Annotated in this window: 20 protein-coding genes; all 20 read right to left on the minus strand. The window is 25.3% G+C overall.

All coding sequences use genetic code 11. The features are described 5' to 3' along the window. Nucleotides 1–6 precede the first annotated feature (6 nt). Nucleotides 7–525, minus strand: coding sequence for a ribosome maturation factor RimM (rimM, locus tag BLP75_RS10765; protein WP_092725989.1), 519 nt, complete (start codon nt 523–525; stop codon nt 7–9). Nucleotides 526–700: 175 nt separating this feature from the next. Further along, nucleotides 701–928: a KH domain-containing protein gene (locus BLP75_RS10770; RefSeq protein ID WP_092725991.1), complete on the minus strand. Its 228-nt coding sequence runs from the start codon at nt 926–928 to the stop codon at nt 701–703. A gap of 25 nt (nt 929–953) precedes the next feature. Continuing rightward, the gene (gene rpsP, locus BLP75_RS10775; RefSeq protein WP_092725993.1) at nt 954–1,220 is read right to left on the minus strand and encodes a 30S ribosomal protein S16; all 267 of its coding nucleotides are present in this window, start codon (nt 1,218–1,220) and stop codon (nt 954–956) included. Between the two features lie 32 nt (nt 1,221–1,252). Continuing rightward, nucleotides 1,253–2,605, minus strand: a complete 1,353-nt coding sequence (ffh, locus tag BLP75_RS10780) for a signal recognition particle protein (RefSeq protein WP_092725995.1) — start codon at nt 2,603–2,605, stop codon at nt 1,253–1,255. Then, nucleotides 2,602–2,970, minus strand: coding sequence for a YlxM family DNA-binding protein (gene ylxM, locus BLP75_RS10785; protein ID WP_092725997.1), 369 nt, complete (start codon nt 2,968–2,970; stop codon nt 2,602–2,604). The genes ffh and ylxM overlap by 4 nt, the downstream gene beginning before the upstream one ends. 147 nt (nt 2,971–3,117) lie before the next feature. Next, nucleotides 3,118–4,494: a signal recognition particle-docking protein FtsY gene (ftsY, locus tag BLP75_RS10790; protein ID WP_092725999.1), complete on the minus strand. Its 1,377-nt coding sequence runs from the start codon at nt 4,492–4,494 to the stop codon at nt 3,118–3,120. A 125-nt stretch (nt 4,495–4,619) separates the two neighbouring features. After that, nucleotides 4,620–8,174, minus strand: coding sequence for a chromosome segregation protein SMC (smc, locus tag BLP75_RS10795; RefSeq protein ID WP_092726000.1), 3,555 nt, complete (start codon nt 8,172–8,174; stop codon nt 4,620–4,622). A gap of 27 nt (nt 8,175–8,201) precedes the next feature. After that, a complete protein-coding gene (locus BLP75_RS10800; RefSeq protein ID WP_092726002.1) occupies nt 8,202–9,272 on the minus strand; it encodes an elongator complex protein 3 in 1,071 nt (356 codons plus the stop codon). A 28-nt stretch (nt 9,273–9,300) separates the two neighbouring features. Further along, complete coding sequence (rnc, locus tag BLP75_RS10805) at nt 9,301–10,002, minus strand: ribonuclease III (RefSeq protein ID WP_092726004.1); 702 nt, start codon at nt 10,000–10,002, stop codon at nt 9,301–9,303. Nucleotides 10,003–10,225: 223 nt separating this feature from the next. Further along, a complete protein-coding gene (locus BLP75_RS10810) occupies nt 10,226–10,654 on the minus strand; it encodes a CD1247 N-terminal domain-containing protein (protein ID WP_092726005.1) in 429 nt (142 codons plus the stop codon). 87 nt (nt 10,655–10,741) lie between these two features. Further along, on the minus strand, nt 10,742–11,299 hold the full coding sequence (gene efp, locus BLP75_RS10815) for an elongation factor P (RefSeq protein WP_092726006.1): 558 nt from the start codon (nt 11,297–11,299) through the stop codon (nt 10,742–10,744). Between the two features lie 225 nt (nt 11,300–11,524). Further along, on the minus strand, nt 11,525–11,971 hold the full coding sequence (aroQ, locus tag BLP75_RS10820; protein WP_092726008.1) for a type II 3-dehydroquinate dehydratase: 447 nt from the start codon (nt 11,969–11,971) through the stop codon (nt 11,525–11,527). A 55-nt stretch (nt 11,972–12,026) separates the two neighbouring features. Beyond that, nucleotides 12,027–12,533 carry a shikimate kinase gene (locus BLP75_RS10825; protein ID WP_092726009.1) on the minus strand — a complete coding sequence of 169 codons (507 nt, stop codon included), beginning with the start codon at nt 12,531–12,533 and terminating at the stop codon, nt 12,027–12,029. A gap of 2 nt (nt 12,534–12,535) precedes the next feature. Next, entirely contained in the window at nt 12,536–13,063 is a 528-nt protein-coding gene (locus BLP75_RS10830; RefSeq protein ID WP_092726011.1) for a hypothetical protein, read from the minus strand. After that, complete coding sequence (locus BLP75_RS10835; protein WP_092726012.1) at nt 13,053–13,472, minus strand: hypothetical protein; 420 nt, start codon at nt 13,470–13,472, stop codon at nt 13,053–13,055. Before BLP75_RS10835 ends, BLP75_RS10830 begins: the two co-directional genes overlap by 11 nt. 13 nt (nt 13,473–13,485) lie before the next feature. After that, nucleotides 13,486–14,007: a hypothetical protein gene (locus tag BLP75_RS10840; RefSeq protein WP_092726014.1), complete on the minus strand. Its 522-nt coding sequence runs from the start codon at nt 14,005–14,007 to the stop codon at nt 13,486–13,488. Then, nucleotides 13,991–14,215, minus strand: a complete 225-nt coding sequence (locus BLP75_RS10845; protein ID WP_092726016.1) for a hypothetical protein — start codon at nt 14,213–14,215, stop codon at nt 13,991–13,993. Before BLP75_RS10845 ends, BLP75_RS10840 begins: the two co-directional genes overlap by 17 nt. A 197-nt stretch (nt 14,216–14,412) precedes the next feature. Then, nucleotides 14,413–15,261, minus strand: coding sequence for a shikimate dehydrogenase (gene aroE, locus BLP75_RS10850; protein WP_092726018.1), 849 nt, complete (start codon nt 15,259–15,261; stop codon nt 14,413–14,415). A gap of 52 nt (nt 15,262–15,313) precedes the next feature. Further along, entirely contained in the window at nt 15,314–17,626 is a 2,313-nt protein-coding gene (locus tag BLP75_RS10855; protein WP_170827947.1) for a sensor histidine kinase, read from the minus strand. 172 nt (nt 17,627–17,798) lie between these two features. Then, nucleotides 17,799–20,156 (minus strand): PAS domain-containing sensor histidine kinase, encoded by a 2,358-nt coding sequence (locus tag BLP75_RS10860; protein WP_170827948.1) that lies wholly within the window; start codon nt 20,154–20,156, stop codon nt 17,799–17,801. Between the last annotated feature and the right edge of the window lie 168 nt (nt 20,157–20,324).

Genomic DNA, 20,324 nt, shown 5'->3' on the forward strand with positions numbered 1-20,324 from the left:
CTTCTCCTAGTCTAACATACCTTTTATAGGATCTATTATCATTTTTCTTTCATTCATATCTATTGTAGGTACAAATTTCATTACTGCAGGTATCATAATTTCTTTGTTATCTTTTCCCTTTATAACATAAACATCATTAGCTGCATATTGTAGTACTTCAGTTAAGACACCTACATGCTCTCCAGCTACAGTTTCTACATCCATACCTATCATATCAGCTATGAAATATTCTCCTTCATCTAGATCTCTACTATCTTCTCTAGATACATACATAAACTTATTTCTTAACTTTTCAGCAGCTTCTACAGTATCTATACCTTTAATTTTCATTATTACCATGTTTCCTTTTAATCTAACTCTTTCTACTTCTAATAGGTTTTCACGGTCTTTACCTAAGTAAAAAGTTTCTAGTTCATCAAATCTATCTATATCATCAGTATAGCTATATACTCTTACTTCACCCTTTAATCCTTGAGTATTAACTATTTGTCCTATTTTAAAGTGTGTTAATTTCTCCATGAGCATTCTCCTTATAACTTTAATTACTCTTATTTTATATAATATTTTAAATTTTATAACCTATATTGTTTATATAAATTATCATAACTTAATATATACCGTTAATATATTTATTAAACCGATTTTGTATATTATCAATTGTGATTATATACAAAAAGGATTAGGTATATACCTAATCCTTTTATACTATCTCAAGAGAAACTTTAACATTTTCTCTATTTGCAGCAGATTTTACGACAGTTCTTATAGCCTTAGCTATTCTGCCCTGCTTACCGATAACCTTTCCCATGTCATCTTGAGAAACTGTAAGCTTTAAGATTATTTCATCATTTACCTTACTTTCCTCAACTACTACACTTTCAGGATCATCAACTAGAGCTTTAGCTATGTCTAAGACTAGCTCTCTCATATACTCATCTCCTAATTAAAAAAAATTATTTTTTAGAAGCTTCGAATTTTTCCATTACTCCGTTGTTAACTAATAAAGTTTTTACAGTATCAGTTGGTTGAGCACCAGTTGATAACCACTTTACAGCTTTTTCATCGTTTATTTTAACTTGCTTTGGTTGAGAAACTGGATTGTAGTATCCTATTTCTTCTATGAATTTTCCATCTCTTGGAGATCTTGAATCAGCTACTACTATTCTGTAGAAAGGCTTTTTGTTTGATCCCATTCTCTTTAATCTTATTTTAACTGCCATTACAGTCACCTCCGAAAATTTTTGTCTATTATTTATTTAAAGAAAGGAAGTCCGGCAAAACCGCCCCTTTTCTTCATACTTTTTTGCGAGCCTGTAAACATCTTCATCATTTTCTTCATCTCATTGAATTGTTTTATCAGCCTGTTTACATCCTGGACACTTGTTCCACTTCCTTTTGCTATTCTTTTCTTTCTAGAAGCATTTAAAATACTAGGATTTTTTCTTTCTTCTGCTGTCATTGATTGTACTATGGCTTTTGTTCTTTTCATTTCCTTACCATTTAAATCAACATCTCCAAGTTGGTCTTTAATATTACCCATTCCTGGAATCATTCCTATTATTTTATCAAGTGGTCCCATGTTTTGTATTTGTTCCATTTGCTCTAAGAAATCTTCAAAATCAAGTTCTTGTTTCTTGATTTTTTGTTCTAATTCTTTAGCTTTTTCCAAATCTAAAGTTTCCTGAGCTTTTTCTATTAAACTTAGTATATCACCCATACCTAAAATTCTAGATGCCATTCTATCTGGATGGAAAGGTTCTAAGTCATCTAACTTTTCCCCCATACCTATGAATTTTATAGGTTTTTGAGTTACAGCTCTTATTGAAAGTGCTGCCCCACCTCTAGTATCACCATCTAGTTTAGTTAAAACAACTCCATCAACTCCAAGTGCTTCATTAAAGCTTTCTGCAACATTAACTGCATCTTGACCAGTCATAGAGTCTACAACTAAAAGTATCTCATGAGGTTTAACTTCACTTTTAATATTTTTTAATTCATCCATTAAAGTTTCATCTATATGAAGTCTACCAGCTGTATCTATTATTACTAAATCATTATTATTTTTTAAAGCATGGCTTAAACCTGCTTTAGCTATATTAACTGGACTTTCTTTGTCACCCATGTTGAATACTGGTATATCTAATTTTTCTCCAACTACTTGTAACTGCTTTATAGCCGCTGGTCTATAAACGTCACAGGCAACAAGTAAAGGTCTTTTACCTTGTTTTTTAAAATATCCTCCAAGTTTTCCAGATGTAGTAGTTTTACCAGCCCCTTGAAGACCAACCATCATTATTACTGTTGGTGGTTTTGGCGATATCATTACTTTACTAGATACATCTCCCATTAAACTTGTAAGTTCTTCATTTACTATTTTTATAACATGTTGAGCAGGAGTTAAACTTTCCATAACTTCTTGTCCAACACATCTCTCTTGAACTTTCTTTATAAAATCTTTAACTACCTTAAAGTTAACGTCTGCTTCTAATAAAGCAAGCTTAACTTCTCTCATAGCATCTTTTACATCTTTTTCAGTAAGCTTTCCTTTAGATTTTAACTTACCAAGTGCTCCTTGTAGTTTATCAGATAATCCTTCAAATATCATTTTAACATCTCCCTACATATATCTTCTATATTTTCTAGCCTAGGGATTAAATTAGCACAAACTCTATTTTGCAATAAATTTTGCTTAATGTCAACAATTTTATCTTGTATATTTCTGACGTTTTTTTCCTGTTCTTGAAATTTAGCTACTAGATTAAGCTTTTCTTCATAATCTTTTAGTATTTTTTCTGAACGTTTTAACGTATCATATACACCCTGTCTTGATACATTTAAATTTTCACTAATTTCACCTAAAGAGTAATCTTCTTCATAATATAAAGATACTATTTCTCTTTGTTTATCAGTAAGTAAGTTTTTGTATTGTTCAAATAACAATCCAATCTCAACCATTTTTTCTATATTCATCTCTTGCACTTCCCAGTGTTTTACTGTAAAGGTTATTTACTTTACACATTGTATTTTATATCATACAGGATATATTGTCAATATTTTTTTTAATTCTGTTGTGTACCTATTTTATAAATATTGTTAACATTTTAGAGTAACTACTATTTAATTCCCAAATAAAGCATCAGAGAATGATTTTGCATCAAAATCTTGTAAGTCTTCTACTTTTTCACCTACACCTATAAGCTTAACCGGAACATCAACTTCACTCTTAACGGCAAGTACAACTCCACCTTTAGCAGTTCCATCAAGCTTTGTTAAAACTATACCCGTTATATCTGCAACTTCTTTGAATGTTTTAGCTTGAACTACTGCATTTTGTCCTGTTGTTGCATCTACTACTAATAACACTTCTTTTTTAGCCTCTGGAAACTCTCTATCTACTATTTTAAATACTTTTCCAAGCTCATTCATAAGATTAGCTTTATTATGAAGCCTTCCTGCAGTATCACATATTAGTAAATCAACATTTCTAGCTTTAGCAGCCTTAACAGCATCAAATACTACTGCACCTGGATCTGCACCTTCTTGATGTTTTATTATATCAACATTACTTCTAGATGCCCATACTTCTAATTGTTCTATAGCTGCAGCTCTAAATGTATCTCCAGCAGCTAATAAAACTTTTTTACCTTCTTGTTTATATCTGTTTGCTAATTTACCGATTGTAGTTGTTTTACCAACTCCATTCACACCAACCATAAGTATTATAGTAGGAGAATGTTCAACATCTAATGTAGAGTTATCATTTGTTAATATATTTTCTACTATAGTTTTTAATTCAACCCTTACATCCATAGGGTCTGTTATTTTCTTTTCTTTTATTTTATCTCTTAGTTGCTCTACTATATCCATAGTAGTATTTACTCCAACATCTGCAGTTATTAGTATTTCTTCTAATTCTTCTAATAGTTCCTCATCTACTTTTGTATATGATTTTAAAACATCATCTATTCTATCTGTTATTCCTTGTTTAGCTTTTGTTAAGCCTTGTTTTAATCTATCAAATAAATTAACTTTTTTATCTTTAACGTCTTCAATAGGCTCTTCTTGTTCTTCCTCAATATCTTCTATAGCACCTTCTTGTTCTTCCTTAATATCTTCTATAATTTCTTCTTTAACTTCTATTTCAGTGTCATTAGCATCTATTTTAGATTCATCTATAACTTCACTATCATCTATTATTTTTTCATTATCATTTTCTATCTTATTTACTTCATTTCCTTCAATAATATTTTCTTCTACTATTTTATCTTTTATATCTTCATCGCTAATAACTTTTTCTACATCTTTATTCTCTTCAATAAAACTTTCATCTTGTTTATTTTCAACTTCATCTATTATTTTATTTTCTTTAGCTTCCTTACTTACTTGATCTTGGTCTTTTATATCTTCTATTGATTCATTTGTTTCAACAGATTGATCTTGTACCTCTTGATTTTCCTCTTTTTTCTTACCAAATTTAAACAACTTTTTAAACACTTTATTACCTCCTAATTGTTACTATAAACTCAAACTCTATTTAGTTTATCATAGTCTAAGTTATTACAAAATTAGTGATCAAATAACCTTTATCTTTTCTAATAAATATTTGATCACTAATCAAGTTAAATTACGTCAGTTATTTCCTCTGCTTCATTTAATTTTAAGCTTAATACTTTTGAAATTGCTTTTTCCTGCATTGTTACTCCATAAATGTAGTCAGATGCCTCCATAGTTCCTCTTCTATGAGTTACTGATATAAATTGAGTATCTTTAGATAACTCTTTTAAAAATTCTCCAAATCTAAATATATTCGCATCATCTAAAGGAGCTTCTATTTCATCTAAAATACAAAACGGTGTTGGTTTGGCTATTAATATAGAGAACAGTATACTAATTGCTGTAAGTGCCTTTTCTCCTCCAGACAATAAATTTAAATTTTTCATTTTTTTACCTGGCGGTTGTGCTGTTATTTCTATATCACTTTCTAATATATTTTGTTCATCTAATATAGTAAGCTCTCCATATCCCCCACCAAATAATCTTTTATAAACATATTTAAAGTTCTCATTTATTTCTTTAAATTTCACTTTAAATTCAGATTTCATATTTTTTTCTAGATCTGATATAAGCTTTTCTATGGCCTCTATGGACTGTTCTAAATCTTGCTTTTGTTCACTATAAAAATCATATCTCTCTTTAACTTCTTCATACTCTTTTATAGAGTCTATATTTACATGTCCAAGACTTCTTATTTCTCTTTTTAAACTTTCAAGAAGCTTTTTATCTATCTCAATTAAATCATCTTTTATAATTAAAGCTTCTTCTATTGTCATTTCATAATTTTCAAACAACTTATTTGTATATGTCTCAATAGTTGCTTTTAGCCTATCTAGTTTGCCTTGCACTTTAAACAAACTTTCCTTTAAATCCATATGTTGTCTATTTATTGTTTTTACATCTTTATTAGTATCTTCTAACTTTTGTTTTAAACTTTCTTTAACAACTTTTTTATTTTCTAAATTTCTAATATTATCTCCAAGTTGTTTATTTAAACTTAATTTTTCTGTTTGTTCTATAATAATATTTTCTTCTAATTTAGATGTTTCTATTTGTTGTTGTTTTAATACTTCCTCTGTATTATTAAGCTTTAATTCTAATTCTATATTTTCATTATTAATCCTATTTATTTCTGATAAAATATTTTCATAAACTTGGTTATATTTTGCTAATTCTAAGTTTAAGCTATCATGTTTTACTTTATCATTTTCATAGGTACCACTTGACTCTTTAACTTGTGTTGTCAATTTTAAAATTCTATCTTTATTAGTTTTATGATTATTTTCAAGTGAATCTATCTCTTTTTTTACTGAATTAGTTCTTTCAATAGTAATATTTTGATTTAATTTTAGCCCATCTTTTTCATTTTGTAACTTATTTAAATTCTGTTTAAGTACTTTTATTTCGTCTTCTATCCTATTTATTTTAGAACCTTGAATAATTATGTCTTTATCTATATTTTTAATATCTAATTCTAAATCAATTATATTATTTTTTAATGAAGAATTTTTTTGATTATATTCTTCCTTTTTACTTAAAAGAGTTTTAATTTCATTTTCTTTAATTTTAATTTTTTCGCTATACTCATTTATAAGTCTTTTTCTAGATAAAATATTAGCGTTAGTTCTAAAACTTCCACCTGTTAACGATCCACCTGGATTTAATATTTCACCGTCTAATGTTACAACCTTATACTTGTGACCTGTTTCTTTAGCAAACTTTATACCATTATCTATGGTATCAATCACTATTGTTCTACCTAAAATATTTTCTAATATATTTTTATACTTCTCATCATAAGATAAAAGATCACTAGCAACACCTATACAGTTAGTGTTACTTTTAATATTATTTAAATTAATCTTATTTGATTTTATTATACTTAAAGGTAAAAAAGTCACTCTTCCTAAATTATTTTGTTTCAAATAATTTATAGCCATTTTAGCACTGTTTTCGTCATCAGTTATAATATTTTGCATATATGCACCTAATACAGATTCAATTGCTTTTTCATATTTTTGGCTTACACTTATAACTTGTCCTAAAGCACCATGTATTCCTCTTAATGATTTATTCTTTAAAACTTCTTTTACACCTTTATTGAATCCTTCATTATGATTTTCCATTTCAACATATACAGTAAGCTTAGAATTGTAATTATTTAATTTATACTTATTATCTTGAATATTTTTATCTAAATTTTCACTTAGCTCATTCAACTCTTTAAGTTGTACTATATTTTCTTCATATCTATTTTTTACTTTTTCTAAATTTATATTTTTAGAATCAAAATTTTGATTACATTCTTTTAGATGCTCATTTTTTTGATTTAATTCTTTATTTATTTCATTTATATCTAGATCTATAGTTTCTGTTCTAGAATTTATATTATCCATATTAGCAGTTAAAGTTGATAACTTACTAGAAGCTTCTTGTTTTTTATTTAAAATATTTATAATATCATCTTTTAAATTTTCAAGTTCAGTATTTATAGAGTCAATTTCCTCTTTTTTATTTAAATTAAGTTTATTTAATGATTCTATATCTTTGTTTAAAGAATTAATTTTATCTTCATTATTTATCTTACTATCTTGTAATTCTTTTAAACTATTGTTATTAAATTTAATTTTTTCTTTAATTTCTTCTGCTTCTTTAATGCATCTTTCAATTTCATTTTTATGATTTTTTATTCTCTCATTTATAATATTTATCTGAGAATCTTTTTTAGATATAACTGAATTTATACTATTTATATAGTCTTGAGCTTTACTAATAGATTCATTTATATCGTCTATTTCTTTGTTTGTATCATTAAATCCATTTTCAGCTAATTCTTTTTGTTTTTCTGTTTCTATCAATTGATTTTCTAACAACTGACTATGTTTATTTATTTCATTTAATTCTCTTTCAAGTTCTTCTATTTCTCTTATATAACTATTTACTTCTATTATTTTTAGTTTTTCACTTATTTCTAAGTATTTATTAGCCTTTTCTTGTTGTATAAAAAGAGGTTTTAGTTGATTTTCTATTTCTATATAAATGTCATTTATTCTTTCTAAATTTTCTTTAGTATTTCTTAAGTTTTTTTCAGCCTCTTGCTTTTTATATCTAAATTTAGATATACCACAAGCTTCATCAAACACTTTTCTTCTATTTGCTGGATTATTACTTAGAATTTCATCTACTTTACCCTGTTCGATTATAGAATAACCATCTTTTCCAATCCCAGTATCTAAAAGTATCTCTTTTATATCTTTAAGTCTACAGCTTTTATTATTTAAAAAAAACGAACTTTCTCCGTTTCTATATGCTCTTCTTTTTATTGTTATTTCATTAAAATCTAAATCTAATTTATTATCACTATTATCAATAGTAAGAGCAACTTCACAATAGTTCATCGCCTTTTTAGTATCTGTTCCTGCAAATATTACATCTTCTAATTTTTCTCCCCTAAGACTTTTAATACTTTGCTCTCCTAAGACCCATCTAACAGCATCTGATATATTACTTTTTCCACTTCCATTAGGCCCTACTATTGCAGTAATACCTTCATTAAATAATATATCTGTTTTTGTTGGGAAGGATTTAAATCCTTTAAGTTCTAATCTTTTTAAGTACAATTTGTTCTTCTCCCTTCAATGCCAAAACTAAAGGTTGTAAATTTCATGTAAATTTATATATATTTCTTTAAAATCAACATTAATGGATTTTTGCCCATCTAATATAAATTCTAATTTATTTATATTCAAATCTGCTTCTTGTGTTTTTAAATCAATATTATAGCTATTTTTCATATAAATACTATTACATTTCTTATTTCCTATTATCTTTGATACATTTTTTTTATTTGTTTTTATAACTACGCTGCTTGTAACTTTATTTTCTTTAACAATATAGTTTATATAATCTTTTATCATTTCACCTTCAACTAATTCTCTAAATGCTGGATGATACGGTCCATCTACTACAGCTTTTCCTAATTGAATATCATCAGTTGCTTGTAATCCAACTCTTATTACATTGATATTATTAACATAAAATAAAGCTAAAAGCTTTTTCACTATTTGTATACTTTCTTCTAAAGAAAATGGATTATATTTATTTCTACTTAATAAATCTTCTAATCCAGTTTCTTTAACTACTAATGTTGGATATATTCTCACACAATCAGGATTTAAATCTATAAACTTTTTAGCTGTATTTATACATTTTTCTTCAGTATCTGATGGTAATCCTACCATCATTTGAAGTCCCAATTGTATATTATTTTCTTTTATTAATTTTGAACTATTAAATACCTCTTCGGTATGATGTCCTCTTATGCTATCTCTTAATACATCTTCATCTAAAGATTGTACTCCAAGTTCTATTATACTTACTTTATATTCTTTTAACATTGAAAGTATGTTTTGATCTATGCAATCAGGTCTTGTTGACATTCTAATATCATGCACAAGTCCTTTATCAATATATTCTTTAGCTACAGAAAGTAAACTTCTTTGTATTTCTATGTCTATTGCTGTGAAACTTCCTCCAAAAAATGCAATTTCAACACTTGCATCATTATCTATAGTGGTAAGATATTCTTCTACAATATTTCTAACATCTTCACTCGTTATATCTGTACTTACACCCGTTATCTTCTTTTGATTACAAAAAATACAATCATGAGGGCAACCTCTATGTGGTACAAATATAGGAATTATTCTCTTTTTCATTTAGCATCATCCTTTTGATTTTTCCATTTTATATAAGCTCTTTTAATGCAACTCTTGCAGCTAATTGTTCTGCCTCTTTTTTACTTTTTCCTTCGCCTGTACCTAGAACTGTTTCATTTGTTCCAACTTCCATAACAAACCTCTTATTATGATCAGGACCTTTTTCATCTACAAGTTTATACCATATGTTATTTTCGCCTTTGCCTTGTAAAATTTCTTGAAGGTGTGTTTTATAATCCCTAAATATTTTACCTTTTCTTGAATCAAGAATTATATTTTCCATATATTTAAGTACAAAAGTCCTAGCACTTTCTAATCCACCATCTAAATATATAGCTGCTATTACGGCTTCAAATGCATCTGCTAATATTGATATTCTTTCTCTTCCTCCAGTAGCTTCTTCTCCCTTACCTAAAAGCATATGTTCTCCAAGCTTAATTTCATATGCTGCATCACTTAAAGATTCTTCACACACTATGTTAGCTCTTAATTTAGTTAGTTCTCCTTCTGGAAGACTTGTTTCTTCTTTAAATAAATATTCACTTACTATAATACTTAAGACCGAGTCACCTAAGAACTCTAATCTTTCATTAAACTCATAATCCTTATTTTCATTTGAATATGAACTATGAGTTAAGGCTTCTAATATGTAATCCTTGTTGTCAAATCTGTATTCTATTATATTTTCAAATTGTTCTATAGTATCCGATATTTTTTTGTTTATTTTCATTATACTACCTCCGAGTTTATTATCTCTAGATTATAGTGTACTATTTTTCTGTAAGTATTGCAAAATAAAATTCATATTGTATATTTTATGTAAAATTTATTGTATTTTGTATATTTAAATATGTATATTTACTTTTTTATATAATTATTATTTACCGATTTTTTAATTTTAAGTATATAGAAAAACCTATGAGAAATACTTCCCATAGGCGTCTATAATTCATTTAATTTTCATCATCTAAATCATCGCAACAATCTATGCACATACAATCATCGTCATCTGATGATAATATTATTGCTTGACAGTTAGGGCAAACTACATCTACTTCATCATCATATAAAAGTTCTTCATCTACTTCTACAAAGTCTCCACAGTTTGGGCATTCCATTTCTATAAAGCTAAGCTCATCATCTTCATCTTCTTCGCCATCTTCGTATATGTCATCTTCTACATCAGATAAATCTTCATCTATAGATTCAACATATTCAGATAAATCAGCTTGTTCTTCATCTAACTCTACTATTGCATCTGCAAAACTTTCTAATACGTCTATTATTTTATGTATTATTTTTCCTTCTTTGCTTTGCTGTTCTATTTCTAGTCCTTCAGCTAACCCTTTTAGGTATGCAACTTCTTCATATAAGTATTTCATAGATACCCCTCTCTTTCATTATATATATAAATTAAAAGCCCGTACATCTTTATTATTAAGATATACAAGCTTTTTATACATAATTTATTAAACTCTTGATAAATAGTCACCAGTTCTAGTGTCTATTTTTATCTTATCGCCTTGATTTATAAATAAAGGAACTTGAACAACTGCACCAGTTTCTACTGTAGCTGCTTTAGTTACGTTACTTGCAGTATCTCCTTTTATTCCTGGCTCAGTTTCTACAACTTCTAATTCTGCAAAGTTAGGAGCTTCAACTTGGAATGCTTGTCCTTGGTAGAATCTTATTGTAGCAACTTCATTTTCTTTTAAGAACTTTATAGCGTCTTCAACTTGTTCATAGTTTAAAGGTACTTGATCAAATGTTTCCTCATCCATGAAGTAGTATAACTCTCCATCATTATATAAGTATTGCATTTGTCTTGTATCTATATGAGCTTTTGGGAATTTATCACTTGGGTTGAAAGCTTCTTCTCTTATTGCTCCAGATCTTAAGTTTCTGTATTTTGTTCTTACAAACGCTGCACCTTTTCCTGGTTTAACGTGTTGGAAGTCAACTATTAAACATGGTTGTCCATCTTTTTCAAATGTTACACCTTTTCTAAAATCACTTGCTGATACCATTTTTGTCCCTCCATATAAAAATAATTTTATTATTCTTTGGTGATACTGATACTAAAATCATATATATTACATATTATAATCAAATTTTTAATCTTGACTAAAAAAATATTTGTACTATAATTATGTATTTAACTTATCTATGTATATAATCACCATACCTTTTTCAATTATATATCCTATTGTAATCTTGTCAAGTTATATTAATATAATTTTATGTAAAATGACTTATTTAAAAGCATTATTAGCATTTATTAATGCTGTTATACCAAGTACATAACTATCAAATCCAAATCCAGATATCTGTCCTATACATGCACTAGCTGTTACACTTTTTTGTCTGAACTCTTCTCTTTTATGTATATTGGATATATGAACTTCTACTACATTAATATCTATCGATTTGATAGCGTCATGAATAGCATAGCTATAATGAGTAAAAGCACCAGGGTTTAAAACTATTCCATCATACCTATCCATAGATTCATGAATTTTGTCTATTATACATCCTTCATGATTACTTTGGAAGAATTCTATTATAATTTCATCATTTACTTTTTTAAATTTATTTGATATATAATCTTCTAAATCTTTTAAAGTATTATTTCCATATATGCTTTTTTCTCTTTTTCCTAACATATTTAGGTTTGGACCATTAATCACTATGATTTTCATAAATACCCCCGACTCTCCGATTACAAACTTTTACCACTATTAATAATATCACAAATTATCTAATAGAAACAAGTATTTCACTAACTACTTCTTGTATATTTTTATCATTTATATTGATTTTTATGTCACAAGCACAATTATATTTGTCATATCTTTGATTTAGTAGTTTTTCAATAGTATTAGATATATTTGAACTATTTTTTAATAATGGTCTTTTATCTAATTCTCTTGATACATTTCTTTTTATAGTTTCTACACTTCCATCTAAAAATACAACATTTTTTTCATCTTTTAGTATATTTAAATTTTCCTCAGTCGTTATAATCCCCCCACCTGTAGAAATTATTATATTTTTTTCTATTAATGACTCTTTTAAAACTTTAGTTTCTAATAATCTAAAATACTGTTCTCCCTTTGTTTCAAATATTTTAGTTATGGTCATATTTTCACGCTTTTCAATTTCATTATCTATATCTACAAATTTTATATTTGATTTACTTGAGATCTTTTTTCCTATTACTGTCTTTCCAGTCCCCATAAAACCAATTAATATAATTTTCATGCCTAATCTCCCTCAAAATTTCTTATATTTATATTAGATTCTTTCTCTAGTGTTTCTCCATCTTTGTATAAAACTAATTTTATATTAATAAAATGCTTATCTTTACTACTCTTTGCATATATATTTTCAACATAATCTCCTATTTCATAGCCTCCTGGCTCACTATTACCAGAACTATTGAGCGAATTAATAAATATTTTATTTAAGTTCTTTTTAAAGCTAATTTCTTTATCTTTTTTATTTAAATTAGTATCATTATACCTACATTTTATAGAGTTTGCACTTATAACCTCGTTATCTGTGAAATCTTTTGAGTTTATACTTATAACACCCTTTGAATTTTCTATTACATTTTCTATGTATTTCATTATTTCGTTTGATTGTTGTTGTAACTCAATTTTAGATTCAAGCTTATTTTTCAAATTATACGTAAAAAATAAACTATAATATAATATTAACAATATTATTGATATTATAGCAATTGAAATAACATGTTCTAATAGTAAATATCCATCTCTTTTACGCTTCATATCTACCTTCTTTCAATAAAACTCTTCCACTTACTGGAACTATAGTTATTTCCTTTTTTATTATACCATTATATACTTTAATAGTACTGCCTTTGCTTATAGGAGTTCCATCTTGCTTAAAAGATATTTTACTTAATCCAGCTAGACTAGCTCCTTTTGGTAATTGGACTTCTTTAATATCTTTTGAATTAGACCTTAGTATATAACTTATATAATTTTTTTCTTCTTTATAATATATATACGTTTTAAGATCTCCCATCATATTGCATTTTCTTACATATCTTATATCTGAGCATAACTGTTTTGTAAAAGAGTTTAAAACATAATTTTTATTGTCTCCATTAAAAAAACATAATGTTGAGATTATTATAATTATACTCATGCATATAACTACTTCTATTAATGTCACATTCCTTCTCTTTTCATATGTATATCTCCTCATAATTATAAAACTTTAAAATTTTATTTATATCTATTTGTGTAAAATTTTCTAAATCAGGATTATATGGATTAATAATTTCAACACTTACTTTAAACGTTTTATTATATACTTTTTCTTCTACTTTTATGTTTATATCAAATTTTACACATTTACTGTTTTTATCTATATTTATATTCTTAGGTATACTTACCGATATGCGTTTAGATTCTTGTTCATAAGAATTACATACATTATTTTTAATTGTATTTCCTAAGAAATACTGGTAAAATTCTTCTTCATTAGATGTGTTTTTCAATGCATTTTCAACTTCTTTAAAAATTTTACTATTCAATATTTCTATATATCCATACCCTAATTGTTTTATTTGTTCTTCTTTTAATTCTAATGCGAATATATTTGAGTTAGAATAGTTTAGACCTATACAAGTCATTGTTATAGTAGCTATAATAGAAAAAATTATCAATGTTGTAAGAAGTATCGATCCGTTATTGTTTAAATACATAACTTTCTAATTTAAAATTATTTTTTTCATTGTGTACTAGTACATAAACTTTATAGCATTGATAATTTTCTTTATTTTTTTCTATTATAGTTTCAATTTCAAATTTATTTATTTTATCTTTTTTATTAAAATTATTAATTTGGTCTTTTGAGTTGTTTTTTATAATAAACTTAGTTTCTTCAATTTTACTTTTAGCTATATCTAGCATCTCAAACCTGTCCTTATTAAATAAAGTAAACTCATAACTATTATAAAGAACATTTGATACAATATAAATTCCTAAACAAACTATCGTAACGCTAAATATACACTCAATGGTTGCAAATCCATCTTTCTTTATCTTAAATACACTCTCCTTATTTTTATAACATATACCAAGTATATGTGGAGTTTAAACATAGTGATTTATATTTTATTGTATAAGTCTTTTATATATTCTTCATCCTCTTTAGTTGCTTTTATTCCAGTCCATATATAAAATGCATGTAAGCCTTGATTTATAAGCATATCTATGCCATGAACTACATCCAAATTATTTTTTTTAGCCCAATTTAAAAAAGCAGTATTATGCGGTTTATAAACTATATCACACACTAACAAATTACCTTTTGGAATTAATCTTTCATCTATAGGACATAGATTGCTTTCCATACCAATTGGAGTTGTATTTATCAATATATCTATTTTATTTAAATCATTTTCATCTATAGGCTTAGTATCATAAACTACATCTAAGTTGAAATTTGTTTTAACTATTTTTCCAATTTCCTCAGCTTTATCTATGCTTCTATTTCTTATCTCTAAATATGAAATTCCTTCTGAGGCTAATTCTACACATATACTTCTACATGCTCCTCCAGCTCCAATTATTAGTACTTTTTTATTTTTTAATGTATACCCTTTTTCCAAAATAGATTTTACAAACCCTACTCCATCAGTATTGAAACCAATTAATTTGCCATCTATATTTTTTATTGTATTTACAGCACCAATTATGCCAGCATTTTTATCTATTTTATCTATATATCTCATAATATCTACTTTATGTGGAATAGTTACATTACATCCTATCATATCAAGCGTTTTTATACTTTCCACTGCTGATTTTAATTTTTTATTTTCTACATCAAAACAACAATATATATTATTTTGCTTATATTTTTCGCATAGATAGTTATGAATTTGTGGTGAAAAACTATGTTTTACAGGGTGTCCTAAAAGACCTATTATTTTAGTCATTGAATTTGTGTTCATATTTACTCCTACCTCTTTTATTATCATTTATTTAGTAATATATACCATTTATCTAGAAATTACACATTCTAAGATACTCCGTATAAATAAAATCATCTCCATCTAATTTTACTCTTTTTTTATATTCTTGCATATTTTCATTTACTTCTATATCTATCTCTACTTCTATATCTTTTTTAGATCCTACTTTTATATCTATTTTTCCATTGTATAATTCTATTATAGATTTTGCTACAGTTACGCCTATATCTAAGCTTCTTCTTTCCTGATCATTTATATATCTATCATAATCATATCCACCTTTATTTTTAATAGCTATATTTGTTTTACCTCTTGTGCTACTTAAATCTACATTAATTATACTATTCGAATATGAATATCTAATAACCATAGATAATAAAGTTAGTATTATCTTTTCTATATCATCCGGATCTACATCTGCTATTCTTTCTTCTTCATCTGTATCAAATAAAATTTCAATTCCATTGACGCCCACGTATTTACTAAACTCATCACAAACATCTTCAACTATACTAACTATATTATAATTATCTTTATTACACTCATGAAATTGAGATTCAAGTTTTGCCAAATCCATGATATTATCAATTAACCCCATCAACATATACGTATGTTTTTTTACAATATCAACAGACTTAGAAATTTCACTATTAGGATTTTTTGTTATATATTCTTTATTCATAATCTCTAATAATTGATTAGATGATGTTATAACATTTAAAGGCGTTTTGAGCTCATGAGATATATTAACAAAGAATTCCGATTTTATTTTATGCTCCTTTTTCTTTATTTCTATTTCTCTTTCAATAGTTTCAGCTTTAACTTGTTCTGTTATATCCCTTACGATACCAATTTTATTCATTTTTTTATTGATTTCAATTAGCATTTCTCCACATTCAATATAAGTATCTTGTCCATATTTATCTTTTATTGATTTTCGTTTAAAGTTTATATTTTCAGCATTTTTATTTGCCACTTGTAACTTTAATTCATCTTCTAAATTTATAACATTAAAGTCATTGAATTGTAGTAATTCTGATAGTACCTTATTAGAATAGTTAATATTTTTATTATCAATATCAGATATATATATTCCTTCTGGTATTACATTTACCAATGATTCATATTTTTCCTTACTATACTCTACAGTCTCTAAAAGCTTTCTATATTCTGTTATATCTCTTATAACTATTAAACTTTTTTCACTTTCTCCATCATTAAATTTAGCTCTATCAATATTTAAGCAGTATTCTTCATTTGATTCATTTTTATAAGATACTTCTCCTATAATAGAATTATTTAATAATATTTTTTTCATATTATCTCTATAAAAATCTACATTTTTATTTTTATTATTATTGTATAAAATTCTATTTTCATCTGTTATAAGTATTGTATAAGGAATTGTATCTACTATTTTACTGTATTTTATATTATTTTCTTTTATCTTTATTTCACTAGTTTTCTTATAAGTTATATCTGTCATTGCACAAATAGTACCTATATTCTGACTTCCTACTAAAAAAGGTGCATATATACATTTAAATATTCTTCCTTCTTTACTTCTTATTTCACACTCTACGTCTTTACCTTGCATTGTTTTTTCTATACATTTTAAAAATTTATTTTTATCTTTAATACTATCATTTAAAAACATATTAAGCTCTACTTTATAGTTATATTCAGAATAACACTCCCACATATTTGTAAAACTTTTATCCTCATTTAATATGTAACCATCTTTATCTATTATAAATGTACAAGTTTTATTTTCACCTATTATTAATTTAAGGAGATCTTGCTTTCTTTTTATACTTTCACTTATTGTATTTGTTATATTTCCATTTAGTTTTAAGTTTTCTCTTGCTTCTTTTAATTTAAGATTACTTTTTTGTAGCTTATCATTAATTTCTATTTTTATATTATATCTTTCTTTTAAATTAGCATTAAATATTTTATAAAAAATATATATTGAGCATATAATTTCAAGTGAATAATTAATAGCTTTAATAATTGAATTTGTTGGATTTAACATATATAAACCTAATTCAAAAGTCATTAAAATTATTACAAAAATATTTAATAAATTAATTTTATATCTTATAAAATTAATCATACTTATACATATTGTATTTATCACTACTAGTATAGATATAAAAATCATATATGATTTAAATTGTATTAAGTTGTGACAAATTAATAATGTATATCCTAGAATTAAATTTAAATAAATAACAAATTTATTTATTTTACTTTTATTTTCTTTTATATTGATTTGTAGTATTGATAATATAACAATACTTTGAAATGCATAATTTAAACCAAGCAAAGTCTCATTATGCATTATATACACTACTTTTAATAATAAAATCATAATAATGTTTTGTAGTAGCATAAAATTTTTATCTGTCTTATTTACACTAAAACGTGAATATAAAACATACAAGCTCATAATAAATAAAGATATACTAATTATATTTATATACATACTAATACTCCCTTTTAAAAAGTTATATTTAATAACTATAATTAAAATATATGTCTGAGAATTCTATGTCTATTTTTTCATTGTCACTAAAATCGCATCCACTGTCTATTTTCTCTAATAATTTATCCGTTTCAATATTTTCCTTTAGTATTAATGTAAATTCACTACCCTTGTTAATTTTACTATTAACTACTATTTTAGCATTATGAATATCTGCCAGTTTTTTTACTAAAGATAAACCAATTCCACTTCCTTCAGCCCCTCTTGATAGTGTCCTATCTACTTGTTCAAAGCTTTCAAATATTATGTCTAATTTATCCTCTGGAATACCATCACCTGTATCAGCTACAGTAATATGAACTTCTTCCTTTTTACAGTTTATTATTATATTTATATTTCCACCCTTTGGGGTAAATTTTATAGAGTTTGAAAGTAGATTTAATAAAATTTTTTCTATTTTTTCTTTATCTATTGCCATTACTTTTTTATGTACATCTGATTTAAAAGAAATAGATAGTCCTTTTTCATCAGTATATCTTTTTGATTTTACTACAATGTCGCTAGTTAAATTTATTAAATCATATTTTTTTATATTCATCTTATATGTCCCATTTTCTAAATGTCCTATTTGTTGAATATTATCTAACAGTCTCATTAATCTATAGCAATTCTGTTTAACTAATCTAGTGTAATTATCAATATAGTCTGAATCATACTTGTCCTTGTTTAAATAAAGTATCTTATTAGTTTCAAATATAGTATTAATAGGCCTTTTTATATCATTTGCTACATTCGCTAAGAATTCTGCTTTAAATCTGCATTTATCACTTATTTCATCTAGCATCTCTTTCATTTGCTGAGTTTTGTATTTGTCATCTAAAGTTCTAACCACAACTAAAAAAGCATTATCTTCACTTCTATCAATTATAGCAATTTCTATTTCTTTAATTTTATTTGTATTAGTGTAAAACTTTCTAAACTTGCCATAATCACATTCATTCAAATATTTTTTTATTATGTTATTTAAACTTTCAACTCCAATATTTTTTAATATTTTCATCATTGCTTTATTTCTATATATATGATTATTTGTGTTTTTGTCTATTATAACAACACCTTCTGGAAGTGTTTGAAGTAACAGCTTATATGTTTTTTCACTTTGTTCTATATCAGTGATAACATTTTCCATATTACTTATATCTATAGCTATCGTAAGTAACATTTTTATATTGTTTAATAAAATTGTTGTAGTTATAAATTCAATTGTTTTTCCAGTTTTAGTTTCTATCTTCGTAGATATTTTTTCAGCTTTACCCATACAGACTAAATTAATATTATTTATAAATTTAGCCTTAGATATTTCATCTGTTGATAAAATCATATCCTCAATTGATAATTTAGTTTGAGATTCATTTAAGTTTAACAAACTAATAGCTTTGCTATTTATGTATTTTATACTATTCATATTATGAATTATTACACCATCATTTAAAACATCCATTAATTTTTTATATCGCTCTTCACTTTCCTTTAGCTTATTTTTTATTAATGTACTTTCAGTTATATCACTTAAGATACAAATAATCACTCTATTTTCATTTAATACTTCTTTAACGCATTCAAACTTATATATCTTTCCATCATAACTTTTTAGATTTTTTTCTATATTTAAATTTTGAATTTGTTCTAATATATCTATTGAATTTAGAAACTTCGAATTCATATGCTTGAATATATCAATTTCATTTTTATGTAAATCTATATTCATCATTAACTTAAAAGCTTTATTCATATAGATGCATTCTTTATCTTTATTTAAAATAAATATAGCATTTTTTGAATCCATAATTGATTTTTTTATATCGTTATTTAACTCTAATATTTCATTTTTATATTGGTTTTGTAAGTTACACGCTAATATTGTTTTATTAGTAATTTCTAAAATTTGTTTTTTATTGGAGATTAATTTCATCTTTTCTTTCTTAATTTCATTTTCTTTATTTTTTATATAATTTATAATTATAAATTTTGATATAGATAAATTTAATATAGCATATATAATTAATTCATATTTTATTTTCATTATTATACTTAAAACATTTAAAACACTTAGAGATACTATAACTATAAAATATGTATTTTTTAACTTGTACTGATTTTTAAAAACTTTAATAACTATAACCGTCATTGTTATAGGGATTGATAATAAGTAAGCTTTCAAATTTAATATTCCTATAATAGCATGAATGAAAAAAACAAATGCTAAATATATAAAAGCCTTTTTATTATAAGTTTTAAATAATATAACCGATATAAATATAATAGAAATAATTAATGTTAAATTAAAAAGTTGCAAAGTATCAATATTTATAGTTAGTTCTTTCATTCTCATCACCATCCACTCATTTTTATTATTTTGCGATATATATTTACTTTTTGCTTACACTTTCCTTATTAACTTTTACATGTAATTGTATTTTATTTCCTTTTTTGATATATAAATAATAGTAGCACATTGTTTTATTTTTTTTTGTCAGTTTTTGAGCACTTTTTA

Source organism: Romboutsia lituseburensis DSM 797 (genome assembly GCF_900103615.1).
Taxonomy (GTDB): Bacteria; Bacillota; Clostridia; order Peptostreptococcales; family Peptostreptococcaceae; genus Romboutsia_F; species Romboutsia_F lituseburensis.

Bases quoted from the DNA above. Each gene is read 5' to 3' on its own strand.
- aroQ (WP_092726008.1), bottom strand. From the start codon at position 11,971: ATGAAAATCATAGTGATTAATGGTCCAAACCTAAATATGTTAGGAAAA.
- BLP75_RS10845 (WP_092726016.1), bottom strand. From the start codon at position 14,215: ATGCTAGATATAGCTAAAAGTAAAATTGAAGAAACTAAGTTTATTATA.
- BLP75_RS10860 (WP_170827948.1), bottom strand. From the start codon at position 20,156: ATGAAAGAACTAACTATAAATATTGATACTTTGCAACTTTTTAATTTA.
- BLP75_RS10800 (WP_092726002.1), bottom strand. From the start codon at position 9,272: ATGAAAAAGAGAATAATTCCTATATTTGTACCACATAGAGGTTGCCCT.
- BLP75_RS10825 (WP_092726009.1), bottom strand. From the start codon at position 12,533: ATGAAAATTATATTAATTGGTTTTATGGGGACTGGAAAGACAGTAATA.
- BLP75_RS10770 (WP_092725991.1), bottom strand. From the start codon at position 928: ATGAGAGAGCTAGTCTTAGACATAGCTAAAGCTCTAGTTGATGATCCT.
- rpsP (WP_092725993.1), bottom strand. From the start codon at position 1,220: ATGGCAGTTAAAATAAGATTAAAGAGAATGGGATCAAACAAAAAGCCT.
- rimM (WP_092725989.1), bottom strand. From the start codon at position 525: ATGCTCATGGAGAAATTAACACACTTTAAAATAGGACAAATAGTTAAT.
- rnc (WP_092726004.1), bottom strand. From the start codon at position 10,002: ATGAAAATAAACAAAAAAATATCGGATACTATAGAACAATTTGAAAAT.
- BLP75_RS10830 (WP_092726011.1), bottom strand. From the start codon at position 13,063: ATGAAGCGTAAAAGAGATGGATATTTACTATTAGAACATGTTATTTCA.
- ylxM (WP_092725997.1), bottom strand. From the start codon at position 2,970: ATGAATATAGAAAAAATGGTTGAGATTGGATTGTTATTTGAACAATAC.
- efp (WP_092726006.1), bottom strand. From the start codon at position 11,299: ATGGTATCAGCAAGTGATTTTAGAAAAGGTGTAACATTTGAAAAAGAT.
- BLP75_RS10810 (WP_092726005.1), bottom strand. From the start codon at position 10,654: ATGAAATACTTATATGAAGAAGTTGCATACCTAAAAGGGTTAGCTGAA.
- ffh (WP_092725995.1), bottom strand. From the start codon at position 2,605: ATGATATTTGAAGGATTATCTGATAAACTACAAGGAGCACTTGGTAAG.
- BLP75_RS10855 (WP_170827947.1), bottom strand. From the start codon at position 17,626: ATGCATAATGAGACTTTGCTTGGTTTAAATTATGCATTTCAAAGTATT.
- BLP75_RS10840 (WP_092726014.1), bottom strand. From the start codon at position 14,007: ATGTATTTAAACAATAACGGATCGATACTTCTTACAACATTGATAATT.
- aroE (WP_092726018.1), bottom strand. From the start codon at position 15,261: ATGAACACAAATTCAATGACTAAAATAATAGGTCTTTTAGGACACCCT.